Annotated in this window: 19 protein-coding genes; 5 read left to right on the top strand and 14 right to left on the bottom strand. The window is 68.9% G+C overall.

What is annotated here, in order from left to right; all coding sequences use genetic code 11:
- Window positions 1–13: 13 nt before the first annotated feature.
- The 9 genes from miaA to EEJ31_RS07720 all read right to left on the bottom strand — a co-directional run bounded on the left by miaA (window position 14) and on the right by EEJ31_RS07720 (window position 9381).
- On the bottom strand, window positions 14–928 hold the full coding sequence (gene miaA / locus EEJ31_RS07760) for a tRNA (adenosine(37)-N6)-dimethylallyltransferase MiaA (RefSeq protein WP_123045736.1): 915 nt from the start codon (window positions 926–928) through the stop codon (window positions 14–16).
- Window positions 929–932: 4 nt separating this feature from the next.
- Window positions 933–2531, bottom strand: coding sequence for a tRNA (N6-isopentenyl adenosine(37)-C2)-methylthiotransferase MiaB (gene miaB, locus EEJ31_RS07755; protein ID WP_123045735.1), 1599 nt, complete (start codon window positions 2529–2531; stop codon window positions 933–935).
- A gap of 25 nt (window positions 2532–2556) precedes the next feature.
- On the bottom strand, window positions 2557–3267 hold the full coding sequence (locus tag EEJ31_RS07750; RefSeq protein ID WP_123045734.1) for a regulatory protein RecX: 711 nt from the start codon (window positions 3265–3267) through the stop codon (window positions 2557–2559).
- A 30-nt stretch (window positions 3268–3297) separates the two neighbouring features.
- A complete protein-coding gene (recA, locus tag EEJ31_RS07745; protein ID WP_123045733.1) occupies window positions 3298–4389 on the bottom strand; it encodes a recombinase RecA in 1092 nt (363 codons plus the stop codon).
- A gap of 251 nt (window positions 4390–4640) precedes the next feature.
- Window positions 4641–4862, bottom strand: a complete 222-nt coding sequence (locus tag EEJ31_RS07740; RefSeq protein WP_123045732.1) for a DUF3046 domain-containing protein — start codon at window positions 4860–4862, stop codon at window positions 4641–4643.
- 63 nt (window positions 4863–4925) lie between these two features.
- Window positions 4926–5234 (bottom strand): helix-turn-helix domain-containing protein, encoded by a 309-nt coding sequence (locus tag EEJ31_RS07735; RefSeq protein WP_123045731.1) that lies wholly within the window; start codon window positions 5232–5234, stop codon window positions 4926–4928.
- Between the two features lie 149 nt (window positions 5235–5383).
- Entirely contained in the window at window positions 5384–5947 is a 564-nt protein-coding gene (locus EEJ31_RS07730) for a CinA family protein (protein ID WP_123045730.1), read from the bottom strand.
- On the bottom strand, window positions 5940–6542 hold the full coding sequence (pgsA, locus tag EEJ31_RS07725) for a CDP-diacylglycerol--glycerol-3-phosphate 3-phosphatidyltransferase (protein ID WP_123045729.1): 603 nt from the start codon (window positions 6540–6542) through the stop codon (window positions 5940–5942). The genes EEJ31_RS07730 and pgsA overlap by 8 nt, the downstream gene beginning before the upstream one ends.
- Before the next feature lie 10 nt (window positions 6543–6552).
- Complete coding sequence (locus tag EEJ31_RS07720) at window positions 6553–9381, bottom strand: FtsK/SpoIIIE family DNA translocase (protein WP_123045728.1); 2829 nt, start codon at window positions 9379–9381, stop codon at window positions 6553–6555.
- Between the two features lie 321 nt (window positions 9382–9702).
- On the opposite strand from EEJ31_RS07720, the gene EEJ31_RS07715 reads away from it, so the two are divergent.
- Window positions 9703–9984: a hypothetical protein gene (locus EEJ31_RS07715; protein ID WP_148040146.1), complete on the top strand. Its 282-nt coding sequence runs from the start codon at window positions 9703–9705 to the stop codon at window positions 9982–9984.
- A 136-nt stretch (window positions 9985–10120) separates the two neighbouring features.
- On the opposite strand, the gene EEJ31_RS07710 is transcribed toward EEJ31_RS07715, so the two are convergent.
- Together EEJ31_RS07710 and dapA are read right to left on the bottom strand one after the other, a co-directional pair.
- A complete protein-coding gene (locus EEJ31_RS07710) occupies window positions 10121–11797 on the bottom strand; it encodes a ribonuclease J (protein WP_123045726.1) in 1677 nt (558 codons plus the stop codon).
- 8 nt (window positions 11798–11805) lie between these two features.
- Window positions 11806–12783 (bottom strand): 4-hydroxy-tetrahydrodipicolinate synthase, encoded by a 978-nt coding sequence (gene dapA, locus EEJ31_RS07705; protein ID WP_123045725.1) that lies wholly within the window; start codon window positions 12781–12783, stop codon window positions 11806–11808.
- Window positions 12784–12943: 160 nt separating this feature from the next.
- Here dapA and EEJ31_RS07700 point away from each other — a divergent pair, with 160 nt between their 5' ends.
- Window positions 12944–13369, top strand: a complete 426-nt coding sequence (locus EEJ31_RS07700; RefSeq protein WP_123045724.1) for a DUF1810 domain-containing protein — start codon at window positions 12944–12946, stop codon at window positions 13367–13369.
- 6 nt (window positions 13370–13375) lie between these two features.
- Here EEJ31_RS07700 and EEJ31_RS07695 read toward each other — a convergent pair whose 3' ends face one another.
- Complete coding sequence (locus EEJ31_RS07695) at window positions 13376–14134, bottom strand: sulfite exporter TauE/SafE family protein (RefSeq protein ID WP_123045723.1); 759 nt, start codon at window positions 14132–14134, stop codon at window positions 13376–13378.
- 171 nt (window positions 14135–14305) lie between these two features.
- Between EEJ31_RS07695 and EEJ31_RS07690 the strand changes: the two genes are divergently transcribed.
- Together EEJ31_RS07690 and mctP are read left to right on the top strand one after the other, a co-directional pair.
- Entirely contained in the window at window positions 14306–14596 is a 291-nt protein-coding gene (locus tag EEJ31_RS07690) for a DUF3311 domain-containing protein (RefSeq protein ID WP_123045722.1), read from the top strand.
- Window positions 14593–16305, top strand: coding sequence for a monocarboxylate uptake permease MctP (gene mctP / locus EEJ31_RS07685; protein WP_123045721.1), 1713 nt, complete (start codon window positions 14593–14595; stop codon window positions 16303–16305). Before EEJ31_RS07690 ends, mctP begins: the two co-directional genes overlap by 4 nt.
- A gap of 50 nt (window positions 16306–16355) precedes the next feature.
- On the opposite strand, the gene EEJ31_RS07680 is transcribed toward mctP, so the two are convergent.
- Window positions 16356–16916, bottom strand: coding sequence for a hypothetical protein (locus EEJ31_RS07680; RefSeq protein WP_123045720.1), 561 nt, complete (start codon window positions 16914–16916; stop codon window positions 16356–16358).
- Window positions 16917–16945: 29 nt separating this feature from the next.
- Window positions 16946–17362 carry a DUF4383 domain-containing protein gene (locus tag EEJ31_RS07675; RefSeq protein WP_123045719.1) on the bottom strand — a complete coding sequence of 139 codons (417 nt, stop codon included), beginning with the start codon at window positions 17360–17362 and terminating at the stop codon, window positions 16946–16948.
- A gap of 176 nt (window positions 17363–17538) precedes the next feature.
- On the opposite strand from EEJ31_RS07675, the gene EEJ31_RS07670 reads away from it, so the two are divergent.
- Window positions 17539–18060: a universal stress protein gene (locus EEJ31_RS07670; protein WP_123045718.1), complete on the top strand. Its 522-nt coding sequence runs from the start codon at window positions 17539–17541 to the stop codon at window positions 18058–18060.
- Window positions 18061–18088: the final 28 nt, after the last annotated feature.

Genomic DNA, 18088 nt, shown 5'->3' with positions numbered 1-18088 from the left:
CCACCGGGTCAGCTTACAATCCGCCCATGAGAGCGAGGGCCCGGTCGACTCGGTCGGGGTCCTGGTAGTCCAGCCAGTGCGCGCCCGGATACCGCTTGAACCAACTAACTTGCCGCCTCGCGTACCGGCGCGTGAGCTGCTGCGTCTGCGTGATCGCGTCGGGCTCGGCGAGCCTGCCGCTCAGCTGACCGAGGGCCTGGGCGTAGCCGATCGCCCGGCTGGCGGTGACGCCGGATTCGATGCCGAGCGGCACCAGCCGGGCCACCTCGTCGACGAGGCCATCCGCCCACATGCGCGTCACGCGCTCGTCGAGCCGCGGGGTGAGCTCGTCGCGCGGGGCCCGAAGGCCGATCGTCAGGGTGTCGGTCCAGGGCACGGGGGTGTCCGGCAGGGAGGCGGCGTGCGGTTCCCCGGTGATCTCGACGACTTCGAGGGCGCGAACGAGTCGTCGCCCGTTGCTGGCGCCGATGCGGTCCGCTGCGACCGGATCGATCGAGGCCAGCGTGCGGTACAGCTCGCCGGGTCCCCGCCGCTTCAGGTCCGCCTCGAGCCGTGCCCGCACGGCGGAGTCGGTGCCGGGGAAGCGGAAGTCGTAGATGACCGAGGAGACGTAGAGTCCTGAGCCGCCGACGAGGATGGGGACCGCTCCCCTGCCCCTGATGTCCTCGATGGCCGCTCGCGCCTGGGGCTGGTACCGGGCGACGGTGGCCTCGTCCTGCACCTCCAGCACGTCGAGCATGTGGTGCGGAACGCCGCGCCGGTGCTGCAGGGGCACCTTGGCCGTGCCGATGTCCATGCCGCGGTAGAGCTGCATGGCGTCGGCGTTGACGATCTCCGCCGCGCGCCCGGCCTCACGGAGCCTGGTGGCGACGTCCAGCGACAGGTCGGACTTGCCCGTTCCGGTCGGGCCGACGATGACGACGAGCACGGACTCAGCGCTGGCCGTCGGTCACGTCGTAGATCGGGATGGTCGTGGCACCGCTTCGCAGGCGCAGGGACGGCAGGCCGAGGGACACCGGCGTCCCGCCCGCCGGCACCGCGCAGGACTCGGCCTGGGCGCGGTCCCACGCGTCGCCGGCGCTGGTGCGACGGATGCGGAGGGGTGAGCCGTCGACGGAGTCGGCGATCAGGTGGAAGGGCGCCGCCTGCGTCACGGTGACCGTGACCATGTCGCCGGGCCGGGGCACCGGGGAACCGTCAGGAACGTCGAAGTGCACGAGCCTGCTGTCTGCGGCGCGGCCGCTCATGCGGTGCGTGTCTGCGTCTTTGCGGCCCTCGCCGTTGGCCACGAGCAGTTCGACCTCTCGGCCGATGATCTTCTGGTTCTCTTCCCAGGAGATGCGGTCCTGGAGGGCCTGCAGTCGCTCGTAGCGTTCCTGCACCACCGCCTTCGGCACCTGGTCGGGCAGCGTGGCCGCCGGGGTCCCCGGACGGATGGAGTACTGGAAGGTGAAGGCGGTGGCGAACCGGGCCGCCTCGACGACGCGGAGCGTCTCCTGGAAGTCCTCCTCGGTTTCCCCCGGGAATCCCACGATGATGTCGGTGCTGATCGCCGCGTCCGGCATCTGGGCCCGCACGCGCTCGAGGATGCCGAGGAACTTCGCCGAGCGGTACGAGCGGCGCATGGCCTTCAGGATCCGGTCGGAGCCCGACTGCAGGGGCATGTGCAGCTGCGGCATGACGGCGGGCGTCTCGGCCATGGCGTCGATGACGTCGTCGGTGAACGCGGCCGGGTGCGGGCTGGTGAAGCGGATGCGCTCCAGGCCCGGGATGGTGCCTGCTGCTCGCAGCAGCTTCCCGAAGGCCAGCCGGTCGCCGAACTCCACCCCGTAGGAGTTGACGTTCTGCCCGAGCAGGGTGACCTCGACGGCGCCGTCATCGACGAGTGCCTGGATCTCGGCGAGGATGTCGCCGGGGCGGCGGTCTTTCTCCTTGCCTCGGAGCGACGGCACGATGCAGAACGTGCAGGTGTTGTTGCAGCCGACGGAGATGGACACCCAGCCGCTGTAGCTCGAGTCCCGCTTGGTGGGCAGGGTCGACGGGAACGTCTCGAGCGCCTCGAGGATCTCGACCTGGGCTTCGTCGTTGTGCCGTGCGCGCTCCAGCAGGCTCGGCAGCGCGCCCATGTTGTGCGTGCCGAAGACGACGTCGACCCAGGGCGCCTTGGCCAGGATCGTGCTTTTGTCTTTCTGGGCGAGGCATCCGCCGACGGCGATCTGCATACCCGGGTGACGCTTCTTCACGGCGGCGAGGTGGCCCAGGTTGCCGTACAGCTTGTTGTCGGCGTTCTCGCGAACGGCGCAGGTGTTGATGACCACGATGTCGGCCTCTGCCCCCTGCGCCGGAACATACCCCGCGGCCTCCAGCGACCCGCTCAGTCGTTCGGAGTCGTGCACGTTCATCTGGCAGCCGAACGTGCGCACCTCGTAGGTCCGGGTGCGCCCGCGCTCGTCGACGGCGGCCGTGGACGCGTTGATCACGGTGGGCGCCGACAGGTCGATGGAGGCGGGGCGGGTGACGCTGGTGCTCATAGTTGCACCAGTTTACGTTCGGTCGTCACCGGAACCGGACGCTCGTGGTCCGTGCACTCGGGCGGGGAACCGACGCGAGCGCCTGTTTCACCGCGACACGGACGACGGCCGAGCCGTAGCCCTTCCGCATGAGGAACCCGGTGAGACGGCGCTCGATCGTCTCGTCGTCGAATCTGGTCAGCTGCGCGGCCCGCTTGCAGGCGGCCTCGATCGCGCGTGCCTCCTCGTCGTCGGGGGCCTCCTCCAGCGCCTGCAGGATCACCTCCGGCGGGATGCGCCGACGTCGCATCTCCGCCTCCACGCCCGAGCGGCCGAGCCCCTTGCGCTCCAGGTGGCTGTGCACCACCTGTTCGGCCAGCCTGGCGTCGTCGAGGTAGCCGAGGTCGCGGAACCGTGCGGTGAGGTCGTCGGCGGCATCCGCGTCGAGGTCGGTCTCCTCCACGAGCGTGCGCGCCTCGGCCACCGACAACGATCGGCGGCGCAGCCGGGTGAGCAGCAGCTTCTCGGCCTGCGCCAGCTGTTCCGCCGGATCGACCGGCTCCGCCTGGTCCGCGTGACCTGCCGGGTCCGCCTGGAACACCGGGTCGGAGTGGCGCTCGCGCTCGTCGTCGGCGCGCGGAGGGAGCGACCGGCCCTCGAGCGGGGACCGCCGTTTCATGCCGGGAGCGGCACCGTGGAGGTACACCACCGGTGCCGGCTCCCGCCCCGCGTCGTCTACCGGTTCGAACCGGACCATGCGGTGACCTGTCTTCCGCTCGATTTCGGGTTATGCGCCTTTGCGGGCAGCCAGCTTCGGTTGGATGGGCTCGACGGCTGCCGTCTCGACCGATGCGTCAGCGGCCGCTTTCGCCGCGGCCCCTTCCGCCCCGATGCCGAGCTTGTTCAGGATCTTCCGCTCGATCTCGTCGGCGATGTCGGCGTTCTTCAGCAGGAAGTTGCGCGAATTCTCCTTGCCCTGGCCGAGCTGGTCGCCGTCGTAGGTGTACCAGGCACCGGACTTCTTGACGATGCCGTGCTCGACGCCGAAGTCGATCAGGCTGCCCTCGCGGGAGATGCCGACGCCGTAGATGATGTCGAACTCGGCCTGCTTGAAGGGCGGCGCCATCTTGTTCTTGACGATCTTGACGCGGGTGCGGTTGCCCACCGCATCGGTGCCGTCTTTGAGCGTTTCGATGCGGCGGATGTCGAGCCGGACCGAGGCGTAGAACTTCAGCGCCTTACCGCCGGCGGTGGTTTCGGGGCTACCGAAGAAAACGCCGATCTTCTCGCGCAGCTGGTTGATGAAGATCATCGTCGTGTTCGTCTGGCTCAGTCCGCCGGTGAGCTTGCGCAGCGCCTGTGACATCAGCCGGGCCTGGAGGCCGACATGGGAATCGCCCATCTCGCCCTCGATCTCGGCGCGGGGAACCAGCGCAGCGACGGAGTCGACGACGATGAGGTCGATCGACCCGCTGCGCACCAGCATGTCGGCGATCTCGAGAGCCTGCTCGCCGGTGTCGGGCTGGGAGACGAGGAGTGCGTCGATGTCGACGCCGAGCTTGCGTGCATATTCGGGGTCGAGGGCGTGCTCGGCGTCGATGAACGCGGCGATGCCGCCGTTCCGCTGCGCATTGGCGATGGCGTGGAGCGTGAGGGTGGTCTTACCCGAGGACTCCGGCCCGTAGATCTCTACGATTCGGCCACGGGGAAGCCCGCCGATGCCGAGCGCGACGTCGAGGGCGATGGAACCGGTCGAGATCGTCTCGACGGGGGCGCGCTCGTCGCTGCCCAGTCGCATGACCGAGCCCTTGCCGAACTGGCGGTCGATCTGGGCCAGTGCTGTTTCGAGTGATTTCTCGCGGTCTGCTGGTGAGGGCATCTCGGTCTCTTTCCGTGTGCGTGTCGGTCGCCTATAGGCTGTCGTCGCGCCGCGCGGGAGAGGCCCCGGTGCGCCGCATTCGACAAGGCGTGTTGCGGTATGTCGCCTACGGGTCCGACTGTACGCAGCACCTCCGACATCCGTCGGAAAGCGCAGCGGAGAGTGGATAACTCGCTGCCAACTCCTGCTGTTGAGGAGCATACCAACAACCGAAGACAGATTCGAGAGTTACACGGCGTGTCGAGCGCGCATCACTTCTTCGGCGCGGGCAGCCCGGCACCGTACCAGCGACTCTCCGGGACGTCCGCCTCGACGCACAGCGCCAGCCAAACCTCACGTGCCGGAACGCCGCGGGCCAATGCCTGGTCGGCCGTGCAGCCGAGACCCGTGAGCACGAGGTCGCGAGTCAGCACGCGGCCGTACCCGTCACCGAACTCGTCGACGATGGCCTGGCGGAATTCACTCAGCCGCACAGCTCACCCCCGCGCGTGCCCGGCCGGTTCGGCCGCGTGCGACAACACCCATCGCGCGATGTACTACCGCACCACGAGGCCGGCGTCGAAACCGGCCACGAGTTCCTCGGGAACAGTGTCGGGGAACCTGTCGATCCCCTCGACGACGGCGAGGCGGTCGCCCACCTCGCGCATGATGACCGAGATCGGGGTCTCCAGCGCATCCGCGAGCGAAGCAAGGATCTCTGACGACGCTTCCTTCTGTCCGCGTTCCACTTCGCTCAGGTAACCGAGGGCCACACTGGCCTTGCTGGCAACCTGTCGGAGCGTGCGCCCCTTCTGCAGGCGGAAGTCCCTGAGCACATCGCCGATTTCCTGACGTACAAGAATCATCGGAACCTCCTTCTCGGGCTTTCCAGCCGACTGGGCCCTGTCAACGACGCTGTCGTGTCGGGGACGGTCACCACCATCACCAACAGACTACCGTCGACCTCCGGGCCGTGCTTGTTAATCTGCTGGATGTAACCGGGCGGTGCGGGCGGCTATTCCGCGTCGTCCCGCGCTAACAGCTCACGTACAGCTTGGATCGCCTGCGCGACCGTCTGCTCCCGCACGGACTGGCGGTCGCCCTCCAGCTTGAGCGGAACCGACCAGGCGGCGCTGCCGATCGAGACGCCGATGAACACGGTTCCCGGCTCCTGGCCGTCCTGGGCGTCGGGGCCGGCGGCTCCCGTCGTGGCGACGCCGACGCCGGCACGCACGCCGCGCACGGCCAGGGCGCCGCGTACGCCGACCGCCATCTGCACCGCGACATCCGGGTGCACCGCCCCGTGCACGTTCAGCACGCTGCTGTCCACACCGAGCAGCGACTTCTTCAGTTCGGTGTTGTACGCGACGATTCCGCCGGTGACCGAGGCGGATGCGCCGGGGATGCGGATCAGCTCGGCCGTCAGCAGTCCGCCGGTGAGGGACTCCGCCACCGCGATGGTCAGGCGTCGGGACCTGAGCTCCGCGATGAGGGCGGCGGTCGGATCCGCGGCCTCGGCTTCGTCAGCGTCGGGGGCGTCGGCCAGGGCGGACTCGTCGTTCTCGGCGGGCTCAGGCATCCGTCGTCTTTCTCTCGCCGGCCGCCTTGACCAGGTAATCGATTCCGGTGATCACCGTCAGCACGAGGGCGGCTCCCATGACGACGGCATTGAGAATGTGCACCCACTCGCCAACGACGAGCCACAGCGGGAAGAGGTAGAGCGCGATCGCCACCGACTGCAGGATGGTCTTGAGCTTTCCGCCACGGGAGGCGGGGATGACGTGGTCACGCAGCATCGCGAACCGGAACACGGTGATGCCGATCTCGCGCAGCAGGATGACGATCGTCACCCACCACCACAGCTCGCCGAGGATGGACAGGGACACGAGGGCGCCGCCGGTCAGCACCTTGTCGGCGATCGGATCGAGGAGCTTGCCGAGTTCGGTGACCAGGCCCTGCCGTCGCGCGATCGCCCCGTCGACGCCGTCGGTCGCAATGGCGAGGACGAAGAGGAGCGCCGCCCACCAGCGCAGGGCGCCGTCCTGCCCGGCGTCGGCCAGAAGCATCCAGACGAAGATCGGCGCCAGCAGGATCCGCACCACCGTGATGATGTTGGGGAGGTTCCAATTGCTCGGCACCGAAACCTCCGGACCGATGGGTGCGTTGCGTGTCATCGGACGGTTCCTAGTCCCGGTCGGTCAGCTGCCAGGCGTCTTCGTCCGAATCCGCCTCCACCTCAGGATAGCCCCGCGTCATCTGGGCGACCGGGTCGTCGGCGTAGCGGGGATCGACGGAGTGCGTGTCGCTGCCGGGCTGGGGTGCCGCCTGGTAGGCAGCCTGTTCGGCGTCGGAGCCGCGCAGTTTCGCGAGCACCGCCGGGAGCTGCTCCGCCGTGACGAGAACGTCGCGCGCCTTGGAGCCCTCCGACGGGCCGACGATCTCGCGGGATTCCAGGAGGTCCATGAGCCGGCCGGCCTTGGCGAAGCCGACCCGCAGCTTGCGCTGCAGCATCGAGGTTGAGCCGAACTGGGTGGAGACCACGAGTTCGGCCGCGGCGAGCAGCACCTCGAGGTCGTCGCCGATGTCGGAGTCGATCTCCTTCTTCGGGGCCTCCATCGCGACATCCGGTCGGTACTCGGGCCGGGCCTGCCTGGTGACGTGCCCCACCACCTTCTCGATCTCGGCCTCGTTCACCCACGCGCCCTGCACCCGCAGCGCCTTGGAGGCGCCCATGGGCAGGAAGAGCGCGTCGCCCTGGCCGATGAGCTTGTCGGCGCCGGGCTGGTCGAGGATCACCCGGGAGTCGGTGACGCTCGTGACGGCGAAGGCGAGGCGGGAGGGCACGTTGGCCTTGATCAGGCCGGTGACCACGTCGACGCTCGGGCGCTGCGTGGCCAGCACCAGGTGGATGCCGGAGGCGCGGGCCAGCTGGGTGATGCGAACGATCGAGTCCTCGACGTCGCGCGGTGCGACCATCATCAGGTCGGCGAGCTCGTCGACGACGACGAGCAGGTACGGGTAGGGCTTGAGCTTGCGCTCGCTGCCCGCGGGGAGCACGATCTCGTCGTTCGTGACGGCCTTGTTGAAGTCGTCGATGTGACGGAACCCGAAGCTGGCCAGGTCGTCGTAGCGCATGTCCATCTCCTTCACGACCCACTGCAGCGCTTCGGCCGCCTTCTTGGGGTTCGTGATGATGGGGGTGATCAGGTGCGGCACACCGGCGTACGGGGCGAGCTCGACGCGCTTGGGGTCGATCAGAACCATGCGCACGTCGCTCGGCTTCGCCCGCATGAGCAGGCTCGTGATCATGGAGTTGACGAAGCTCGACTTGCCCGAGCCGGTGGACCCGGCAACGAGCAGGTGGGGCATCTTCGCGAGGTTGGCCACGACGTATCCGCCGCCGACGTCCTTGCCGACGCCGATGGTCATCGGGTGCGTGCTGCTCGTCGCCGCGCCGGAGCGGAGCACGTCGCCGAGGGTCACGATCTCGCGGTCGGAGTTGGGGATCTCGATGCCGATCGCGCTCTTGCCGGGGATGGGCGAGAGAATGCGCACCTCGTTGGAAGCGACCGCGTAGGAGAGGTTCTTGCTGAGCGCCGTGACCCGCTCGACCTTGACTCCGGGGCCCAGCTCGATCTCGTACTGCGTGACGGTCGGCCCGCGGGAGAAGCCGGTGACCTTGGCATCCACGTTGAACTGGCGGAGCACCTCGGTGATGGCGCGGACGACCTCGTCGTTGGCGGCCGAACGGGCCTTGGCCGGCGGGCCGGCCGTGAGGGTGGAGGCGGCGGGGAGTACGTAGGGCGCCGTGGGCTGCGCTGCGCTCGGCATCTCGATGGTGCTGCCGCCGAAGTCGTCGTCGGAGCCGTCCACCGGGCCCGCGGCATCCGCTGATGCCTGCGCCCGGGCGCCGCCGGGCAGCGGGATCTCGCCGGTGAAGCGCTTGACGGCTTCCTCGGCGCGGCGCAGGTCGCCGAGCACCTCGGTGCCGTAGTCGTCCTGGCTCGCCGGAGCGGCGGTGCCGAGGGGCGTGTCGAAGGCGCCGTGCGCGGCGGAGGGCGCGTCGTCGGTGTCTGCGCCGAAGCCGAGGAGGTCGGCGAGCGGGTCGGCTGACTCCCCGGCGTGGAAGTCGGGGTCTTCCTCACGCTTGCCGGGGTTGCGTCGCCACCACGGGAGCGTGCCGGTGTCGGCCTGGTCGTCATCGTCTTCGAGGCCGTCGAGTTCCAGCTGCCTGGTCTTCGACTGCTTCGCCTCCTTGGCCGCCTGCCGTTCCTCCGGGTCCGGCATCGGTGCGCCGAACAACCACGCGTACAACTCCCGCAGCCGCTCCCCCACCTTGTTCGGCGGGGTCTTGGTGATGATGAACAGGCTGAGGATCAGCAGCACGATAACGACGATGGATGCGCCGATGGTCGTGATGAGCGCCAGGAGCGGCGCCGCGATCATCCAGCCGATGACGCCTCCCGCGACCGCGAGCACCTCCATGCCCTCGCTCGGTGCGGGCTGGCCGCCGAAGATGTGGCAGAGGCCGGAGACCGTCACCAGCAGCAGGGCGAGCCCGATGCCGATGCGGCCGTTGTCGTGCACGGAGCTCGGCCGGCGGAACAGCCACACGGCGAAGAGGAGCATGATGACCGGGAGCGCGAAGGCGACGCGGCCGAACAGGCCGCCGAAGGTCCAGGCGTCGAGGGTCTGCGCGACGGGGTTGTTGATCAGGAACCATTCGATCACGGCGCCGGCGATCGCCAGCAGCACGAGAAAGAACGGCAGCCCGTCGCGCCGGTCCTCCTTCGAGAGCTCTTCGGGGCCGAGCGCCCGGGCGGCACCGCCGGTGAGGTGCGCGAGCCCCATCCAGGCGCGCACGAACAGCGCGGGCTTCGGCTCGCTCTCGGGGAACTTGACGGTCTTCTGGGTGGCCGTCTTCGCGGTGCTCTTGGCGGCAGGCTTCCGCGTGCTGGTGCCGCGTGCCGACGCGCCCGAAGCACGGCCGGTCGACTTGGTGCTCGTAGCCATAGCTTCCACGGTACTTCCCCGCCGCACGATTGGGCCGCAGGCGGGTCGAGTGTCTGCGGCGCCAACGGGCGTAATTCAGGAGCGCACCGGCGTGTCGCGGTCGCCACTGCCGCCGGCACGGGCGCGACACGGCTCCCGTCCTGCACACGGCAGCACCCGGTGCGGGACCCTCCGGGGCAGCGGTGCAGGCGGGCACACTCTAGGCTGGGCCGATGCCCGTCCCGGTCTCGCTCGGTTATCGCACCGACCTGATGCTGCTGACGCTGCGGGGCAGCTCCGTCGAGGAGCGCCATCGGGATCGACGACACGGCTGAGGAGGTGGTGTCCGCCGAGGACGCCCGGAACGCCGGCCTGTCGCCGAACAGGAACACGGTGATGACGGCGCATGCCGTGTCGCCGCCGTCACGTCCGAACCGCGATGCCGACATCCGCATCCTGGACAGTGCCAGTGACTGGGACGCTGCCGTGCGCGTGATGGAACCCAACAACACGACGTTCCCGGCCGCCGAGTACCGCGCGTTCCTCCAGCGCTATGCGGCGTCCATGCGTGCACGCCGCCAGGCCGGTACGCGCTCGACGACCTCGGCGCGACGACGCTCGTGATGGTGGCCGATCCGGAGTACTCCGCGATCCGGTTGTACCGCTCACTCGGCTTCGTCGACGCCGAGACCCGGGTGCAGCTCGAGCGGCCCTGACCGAGTGAGTTGCCGTATCCCGGTCAGCGAAACGGATGCGCCGGCTACGCCTCGATGACGAGCGGCACGATCATGGGCTTGCGGCGGTAGCCGCTGCTCACCCAGCGGCCCACAACGCGGCGCACGACCTGCGCGAGCGCGTGCGTGTCGCGCGTGCCGTTGTGCGCCGCGTCGGCGAGGGCCTGTTCGATCTTGGGCTTCAGCGCGTCGAAGACCTTCTCGTCCTCCGCGAAGCCCTTCGCGTGGATCTCCGGGCCGACGACGATCTTGCCCGTCGACGAGTCGAAGACGACGATGATCGAGATGAACCCCTCTTCCGCCAGGATCCGGCGGTCCTTGAGGTCGGCATCCGTGATGGAGCCGACGGTCGACCCGTCGACGTAGACGAAGCCGAGGTCGAGCTGGCCGACGACGGATGCGACGCCGTCACGCAGGTCGATGACCGTGCCGTCCTCGGCGAGGATTGTGTTCTCCTCGGGCACGCCGGAGGACATCGCGATGCGCTGGTTGGCGACGAGGTGGCGGTATTCGCCGTGCACGGGCAGCACGTTCTTGGGCTTCAGGATGTTGTAGACGTAGAGCAGCTCGCCGGCGGCGGCGTGCCCGGAAACGTGCACCTTCGCGTTGGCCTTGTGCACGACGTTGGCGCCGAGCTTCGTGAGCCCGTCGATGATGCGGTACACGGCGTTCTCGTTGCCGGGGATGAGGCTGGAGGCGAGGATGACGGTGTCGCCCTCGCCGACGTCGATCTGGTGGTCCTTGTTGACCATGCGGCTGAGCACGGCCATCGGCTCGCCCTGCGACCCGGTCGACATATAGACGATCTTGTCGTCGGGGATGTCCTTGGCCTTCTTGAAGTCGACGAGCACGTTCTCGGGCACCTTGAGGTAGCCGAGCTCGGCGGCGATGGTCATGTTGCGCACCATGGAGCGGCCGAGGAGTGCGACGCGACGCCCGTTGGCGTGTGCGGCGTCCAGTACCTGCTGCACGCGGTGCACATGGCTGGAGAAGCTGGCGACGATGACGCGGCGAGGAGCGCGGGAGATGACGTCGTCGAGCACCGGGCCGATGGCCCGCTCGGTGGGCGTGAAGCCGGGGACGTCGGCGTTGGTGGAGTCGACCAGGAACAGGTCGATGCCCTCCTCGCCGAGCCGCGCGAAGTCACGGAGGTCGGTCAGCCGGTCGTCGAGCGGGAGCTGGTCCATCTTGAAGTCGCCGGTGTGCAGCACCGAGCCGCCGTCGGTGAAGATGGCGACGGCCAGCGCGTCGGGGATGGAGTGGTTCACCGCGACGAACTCCAGGTCGAACGGGCCGAGGCGTTCCTCCTGCCCCTCCTTCACCTGCAGGGTGTACGGCTTGATGCGGTGTTCCTTGAGCTTCGCCTCGACGAAGGCGAGGGTGAGCGCCGAGCCGATCAGCGGGATGTCCTGGCGGAGCTTCAGCAGGTACGGCACCGCCCCGATGTGGTCCTCGTGGCCGTGGGTGAGCACCACGCCGAGGACGTCGTCCATGCGGTCCCGGATCGGGGTGAAGTCGGGGAGGATCAGGTCGACGCCGGGCTGGTGCTCTTCGGGGAACAGCACGCCGCAGTCGACGATGAGGATCTTGCCGTCGATTTCGAACGTGGTCATGTTGCGGCCGATTTCGCCGATGCCACCGATGGGGGTGACGCGCAGCGTGCCCGGTTCGAGTGCGGGCGGGTCGTATACGTCGTTGGGCATGTGCCCTCCTAGCGGGTTGTGCCGGCGACCTTCGGCAGGGCGCCGCCGGCGGCAGCGTTGCGGTCGGGGCGGAAGTTGGAGAAGTCGACGCCCGGGATGTCGGAGACCAGGTCGATCTCGTCTTCGATCTTCGCTGCCTCCCATTCCTCGGGGCCGACCAGGGGAAGTCGGACGCGCGGGCTGCCGATGCGGCCGAGCCCGTGCAGGATGTACTTGGCCGCGACCGTGCCGGGCACGTGCGTCATGACGGCGCGCACCAGGGGCTCGAGCCGCTGGTGCGCCATGGTGGCCGTGGCCAGGTCGCCGGCGTTGACGGCGTCGATCATCTGCCGGTAGGGCCGGGCCGCGATGTTCGCGGTCACCCCCACCAGGCCGGTGGCGCCGATCGCGAGGTGCGGCAGCACGTTCGCGTCGTCGCCGGAGAAGTAGAGCAGGTCGGTCTGGTTGAGCACGCGGCTGGCCTGCGCGAAGTCGCCCTTGGCGTCTTTGATCGCGAGGATGTTGGGATGCTTGGCCGCGCGGAGGATCGTCTCGTACGCGATCGGGATGCCGGTGCGTCCCGGGATGTCGTAGAGGATGACCGGGAGGTCGGTCGCGTCGGCGATCATGCGGAAGTGGGTGAGCACGCCGGCCTGCGTTGGCTTGTTGTAATACGGCGTCACGATCATGTTGCCGTCGGCGCCGGCCCGCTCGCTCTGGCGCGCCAGCTCGATGGCGTGCGCGGTCTCGTTGGAGCCGCCGCCGGTGATGATCTTCGCGCGCCCGGCCGAGACATCCTTGCCGACCTCGACCAGCCGGATCTTCTCCGGGTCGGTCAGGGTCGACGTCTCCCCCGTCGTGCCGCTGACGACGATGCCGTCCGCGCCGGCGCTGATGACGTCGTCCATGTGCTTCTCGACGGCCGGCCAGTCCACTTCCCCGTCCGCGGTGAACGGGGTCACGAGTGCGACGAGGACCTGGCCGAAGGGGTTGGATGACGTAGACACGACCTACAGGCTATCGGTTCCCGGCTGGAGGCGCCCACGAGCGAAGGCTCACCCCTTGAACATGCCCCCGAACGTGCCCATGAGGTCTTTCGGGTCGAGACCGAAGCGTTCGAGGAGCCCGGCGTGCTCCTCCGGGTTGACGGCGGGTAGCATCCGTTGCATGGACGATCGCTACGACCTCGAGCGCTTCGTGAGCGCCCAGGACGACGACGGCACGTACGACCGGGCCCTGGCCGAGGTGCGCCGTGGCCGCAAGGTCACGCACTGGATGTGGTTCGTCTTCCCGCAGCTCGCCGGGCTGGGCCACAGCGCCATGGCGCAGCGCTACGCGATCGCCTCGCTCGCCGAGGCGCAGGCCTACCTCGCGCATCCGCTGCTCGGGCCCCGCCTCGTCGTGTGCGCGACGGCCGTCATCGAGGCGCCGGCACCATCGGCGGAGGCGATCTTCGGCGCGGTCGACGCTCGGAAGCTCCGGTCGTCGATGACGTTGTTCCTGCGGGCCGACCCGGCAGGGACCGTGTTCCAGGCCGTGCTCGACGCCCGTTTCGACGGCACAGCGGATGCCGCGACGGACCGCCTGCTGTAGCCCCGGTCAGACGAGGAAGAGCACCACCGCCAGCACCACGCCGAGGGCCGTGACGGCGTAGCGCAGCACGTCGCCGTTGAGGCGACGGGCAAGGCGGCCGCCGAGCCACCCGCCGACGCCGGAGGACGGAAGCAACACCAGGACCGCCCACCAGTCGGTGTGCCCGGAGAAGGCGTACACCGCCACGCCGGCGAGCACGATGACCAGGGACAGCACGTTCTTCAGCCCGTTGATGCGCTGGAAGTCGGCGTGGATCGTGGCGCCGAGCAGCGCCAGCATGAGCACGCCGACACCGGCGCTGAAGTACGACCCGTAGGCGGAGGCGATGAAGACCCCGACGGCGCCGACGAGACCGAGACCCCGTGACCGGGTTGCGGCATCCGCCGGCCTCAGCCGCTTCTTCAGCCACGGCTGCACGAACAGCAGCAGCGACGAGAACAGCACGAGGAAGGGGATGACGGCCTCGAACGTGTCCCCCGGTGTGACGAGCAGGATCAGGGCGCCGGCGACCGCACCGGCGAGGGCGACGGGGATCAGGACCGGCAGTCGGTGCCTCTCGGCGCGGATCTCCCGCCGGTAGGCGTAGGCGCCGCCGACGTAACCGGGGGTAAGCCCGATGAGGGAGGTGATGTTCGCCGCGACCGGAGGGAGCCCGGACGCCAGGAGCGCCGGGTACACCAGGAGCGTGCCACCGCCGGCGAGGGTGTTCACCGCCCCGGCGCAGGCCCCGGCGAGCGCGATGAGTGCGAGGTGCAGGATGTCCACAGGGGCGTGTCCTACGCGAACACTGGTCCGGTGAGCTGCATGTGCACAGGCTACACGGGTATATCCTCAGTTCGAGATTCCCCCGGAGGGGCATTCGGCGGCGCATTCCGCGCTGTTGAAACCCCGGTCAGGCAGAAGTTCTGCCCGGCACGGGAGGCAAGGGAGACAAAGATGTCTGCGACGACAACACCCACCCGCGGACCGGCGAAGCCGGCGCCCTATGTGATCGCCGGCGTGCTGCTGGTCATCGGGATCATCGTGCCGCTGATCGTGCCGCTCTACGCGCGCAAGGATCCCGAGCTGTTCGGCATGCCGTTCTTCTACTGGTTCCAGATCCTGGAGGTGTTCCTCGAGGCGTTCCTGCTCTGGATCATCTACGGGATCGTCATCCGGGAGGACCGGCGGCGGCGCGGAGTCGTGCGCGGCGACCGGACGACCGATGGATCGGAGGTCGTGCGATGAGCGCCGTCACCATGGTTCCCCTCGCGGCCGCCGCCGGCGCCCGCCCGATCGACGGTGTCGCCCTCGCCGTCGTGATCGTCATCTTCGTCGCTGTCGCCGTCCTCGGCTTCCTGGCCGTGAGGTGGCGGGTCAAGCCCGCCGACCGCGGCCTCAAGACACTCGACGAGTGGGGCCTCGGCGGCCGGAGCTTCGGCAACTGGGTCACCTGGTTCCTGCTCGGCGGCGACCTCTACACGGCGTACACCTTCATCGCGGTGCCGGCGGCCATGTACAGCACCGGGGCGGTGAGCGGATTCTTCGCCGTGCCGTACACGATCGTGCTGTACCCGATCGTGTTCCTGCTGATGGCGCGGCTCTGGTCGGTCTCGCACCGGCACGGTTACGTCACCCCGGCGGACTTCGTGGGCGGCCGGTACGGCAGCAAGTCGTTGTCGACGGCGATCGCGGTCACCGGCATCGTCGCCACCATGCCGTACATCGCCCTGCAACTGGTGGGCATCAAGGCGGTCCTCACGGTGCTCGGTCTCGGCAGCGGCAGCAATGTCTTCCTGCAGGACCTTCCCCTGATCATCGCGTTCGTCGTGCTGGCGGCGTACACCTACACCGCGGGCCTGCGCGCCCCGGCGGTGATCGCGGTGGTGAAGGACCTTCTCATCTACATCGCGGTGATCGTGGCCATCGTGTGGCTGCCCTCCCACCTCGGTGGTTGGGCGGGGATCTTCGACGCGGCGGAGACGAAGATGGCCGGCACCAACCCGGCGACCGGAAACCCGGTCGGATCGGTCATTCCCGGGGCGGCCAGCTTCAACGCCTACTGGACGCTGGCACTCGGGTCGGCCATGGCATTGTTCATGTACCCGCACTCGATCACCGGCGTGCTGTCGACGAAGAGCCGGAACACGATCCGCAGGAACGCCGTCGTGCTGCCGCTGTACTCGCTCATGCTCGGCTTCCTCGCGCTGCTCGGCTACATGGCGATCAAGGCCGGCACGAACCCGGTGGACCTGAACGGGAAGGTCAACCCGCAGCTCGTGGTCCCGCAGTTGTTCCTCGACAATTTCCCGTCGTGGTTCGCCGGCGTCGCCCTCGCGGCGATCGCGGTCGGGGCCCTGGTCCCCGCCGCCATCATGTCGATCGCGGCCTCGAACCTGTTCACACGGAACATCTACAAGGACCTGATCAAGCCGGGCGCCACCCCGGAGCAGGAGGCGAAGGTATCGAAGCTGACGTCGCTCATCGTGAAGTTCGGTGCGCTGATCTTCGTGCTGCTCATGGACCAGTCCGCGGCGATCAACATGCAGCTGCTCGGCGGGATCTGGATCCTCCAGACGTTCCCCGCCATCGTCGCCGGCCTGTACACCCGGTGGTTCCACCGCCTGGCCCTGCTGATCGGCTGGGCGGCGGGCATCGTCTACGGCACGATCGCGGCGTACAACGTGGTCAACCCGGTGACGCACGCCCACTTCGGCGGCTCGATCTCACCGTTCCCGTTCACCAGTGTCCCGGTGTACATCGCCGTGAGCGCCTTCGTGATCAATGCGATCGTCTCGGTTGTGCTCACGATCGTCTTCCGGGCCGCGAAGGTGCGCGACGGAATCGACAAGACCACCGAGAGCGACTACGGCGCCGACGAGGACGACCCGAAGGTGGCGGCGATCGCCGCCGATGACCGCTGGGTCAAGCCCACGCCCGACGCCCCGGTCGTCTGAGCGCGATGCGGCCGGCGGGAGGAATCTCCCGCCGGCCGCATCGGCGATGGTCAGTGGTGATGCCCGTGACCGGCGTCCAGGAACTCCAGTCCGGGGATCCCGTGGCTGCCGTGAGGCACAGCCTTGCTGCCGGCCTCTGTGGCGGCGAGCGCCGGGGTCACGAGCCCCGAGAAGAGCGCCCCGGCGACGGTGAGCGCCGCCAGGAAACCCCAGTCCTGCCGGGCCGTGGCCGCAGGCGCACGGGCCGGGGTGTCGGATGCCGCGTGGCGGCGCCCGTGGACGGCCAGCGTAGCGGCGACGAAGAGGTCGAACAGCGACGCCACCGCCATCGGAAACAGCGGCAGTGCGTCCCCGGCGACCGGGCCCCATCCGCTGCCCACCGTGGCGATCGCGCCCCAGAAGAGCACCGGCACCAGGGCCGCGCCGAGCACGACCCGCGCCACGAGCAACCGTCCGCGCACGAGCACGCCGACGCCCCAGCCGAGTTCGGCGATACCGAACCCGGCCAGGACGATGGTGAGCAGGAGAGGAGCACCGGCTGCGACGGCGAGATGGATCATGCCCGCACCGACTGCTGCGAAGGCGAACCAGATCCGGGTCGTGGCTGTCACGGTGTGCTCCTCCTGCTCGTGGACGGGTGTCAGATGGCGGCGGCGTGCGTGGAGCGCACCGACTTGTCCGCTCCGAGTCCGGCGCCCAGCAGCACGATCGCGCTGCCGAGGTGCAGGAAGTGGTCCGGCGTGTTCAGCGCGAGGATGTTCAGCGGGGTGTCCGCGATGAAGAATCCGACGATGCCGAGAAGCAGGTACACCGCGCCGATCGTGGTGTTGACCGTCTTGGACGCGGCGACCGTCGACAGCCCGGCGATCAGCAGTGCGGCGCCGATGAGCAGGTGCGCCATGTTGTGCAGCGGGTTGACCGCGAAGATGCCGAGGAGCAGCCCGCCATCGGTCGAGACGAAGCCGACGCCACCGGTGACGGTGAAGCCGAGCAGGCCGACGAGAAGATAGACCGCTCCGAAGATGGTGGCCAGCAGGCGATTCGGGGATGTGCTCATTTCAGGTTCCTCCTAGGTGACGTGCACGGGTTTCCCGTGCTCACACCGTTATTCGGCGCCATCGCAGATTCGGATTGGAAATTCCTGTGAGCCGGGCGATCTGGCAGACTACGAGCAGGACGTGGAGACAGCGACCACGTCGCGTTCAACGGCGAACGAGGTGAAAGAGGTATCCCATGAACAACGACGCGAACGACCGAGGCGGTTGCATCCTGGTGGGGGTCTTCCCCGGGCAGCCCGACACCGTTGTGCGGGAAGCGGCGCGGCTCGCGGCGCGCCTCGGCACCGACCTGGTGTGCGCGCACGCCGACGACAGCGGATACATGGTGCAGGCCATGATGGACGGGACGGTGTCGTCGTTGTCGTTCGACCCCGACCTCCCCGCGATGGACACCCCCGAGTTCGACGCCGACCTGGCGCAACACCTCGCCGGCCTGCTGGACGGCAGCGGCATCCGCTGGAGCACCCGCGAGGTGTCGGGAGAACCGGCCCTCGCGCTCGGCCAGCTCGCCGAGGACCTCGACGCGTCCCTCATCGTCGTCGGCACCCGGCGGCCGGGCGTGCGCGGCGGCCTGCAGGAGTTCTTCACCGGGTCAATGGCCGCGAACCTCGCCCACCGGCAGCGCCGGCCCGTGGTGGTCGTGCCGGTCCACCCGCTGGACGCGGGCACGGCGCTGCCGTGGGAAACGGCGTCGTGAGGCGACGAACGCTATCCGCCCGTGCGTG

The organism is Cryobacterium tepidiphilum (genome assembly GCF_003716325.1).
GTDB classification, from domain to species: Bacteria; Actinomycetota; Actinomycetes; order Actinomycetales; family Microbacteriaceae; genus Cryobacterium; species Cryobacterium tepidiphilum.
Note: the sequence above shows the minus strand (reverse complement) of the source record. Positions and strands in the feature narration are given on the sequence as shown.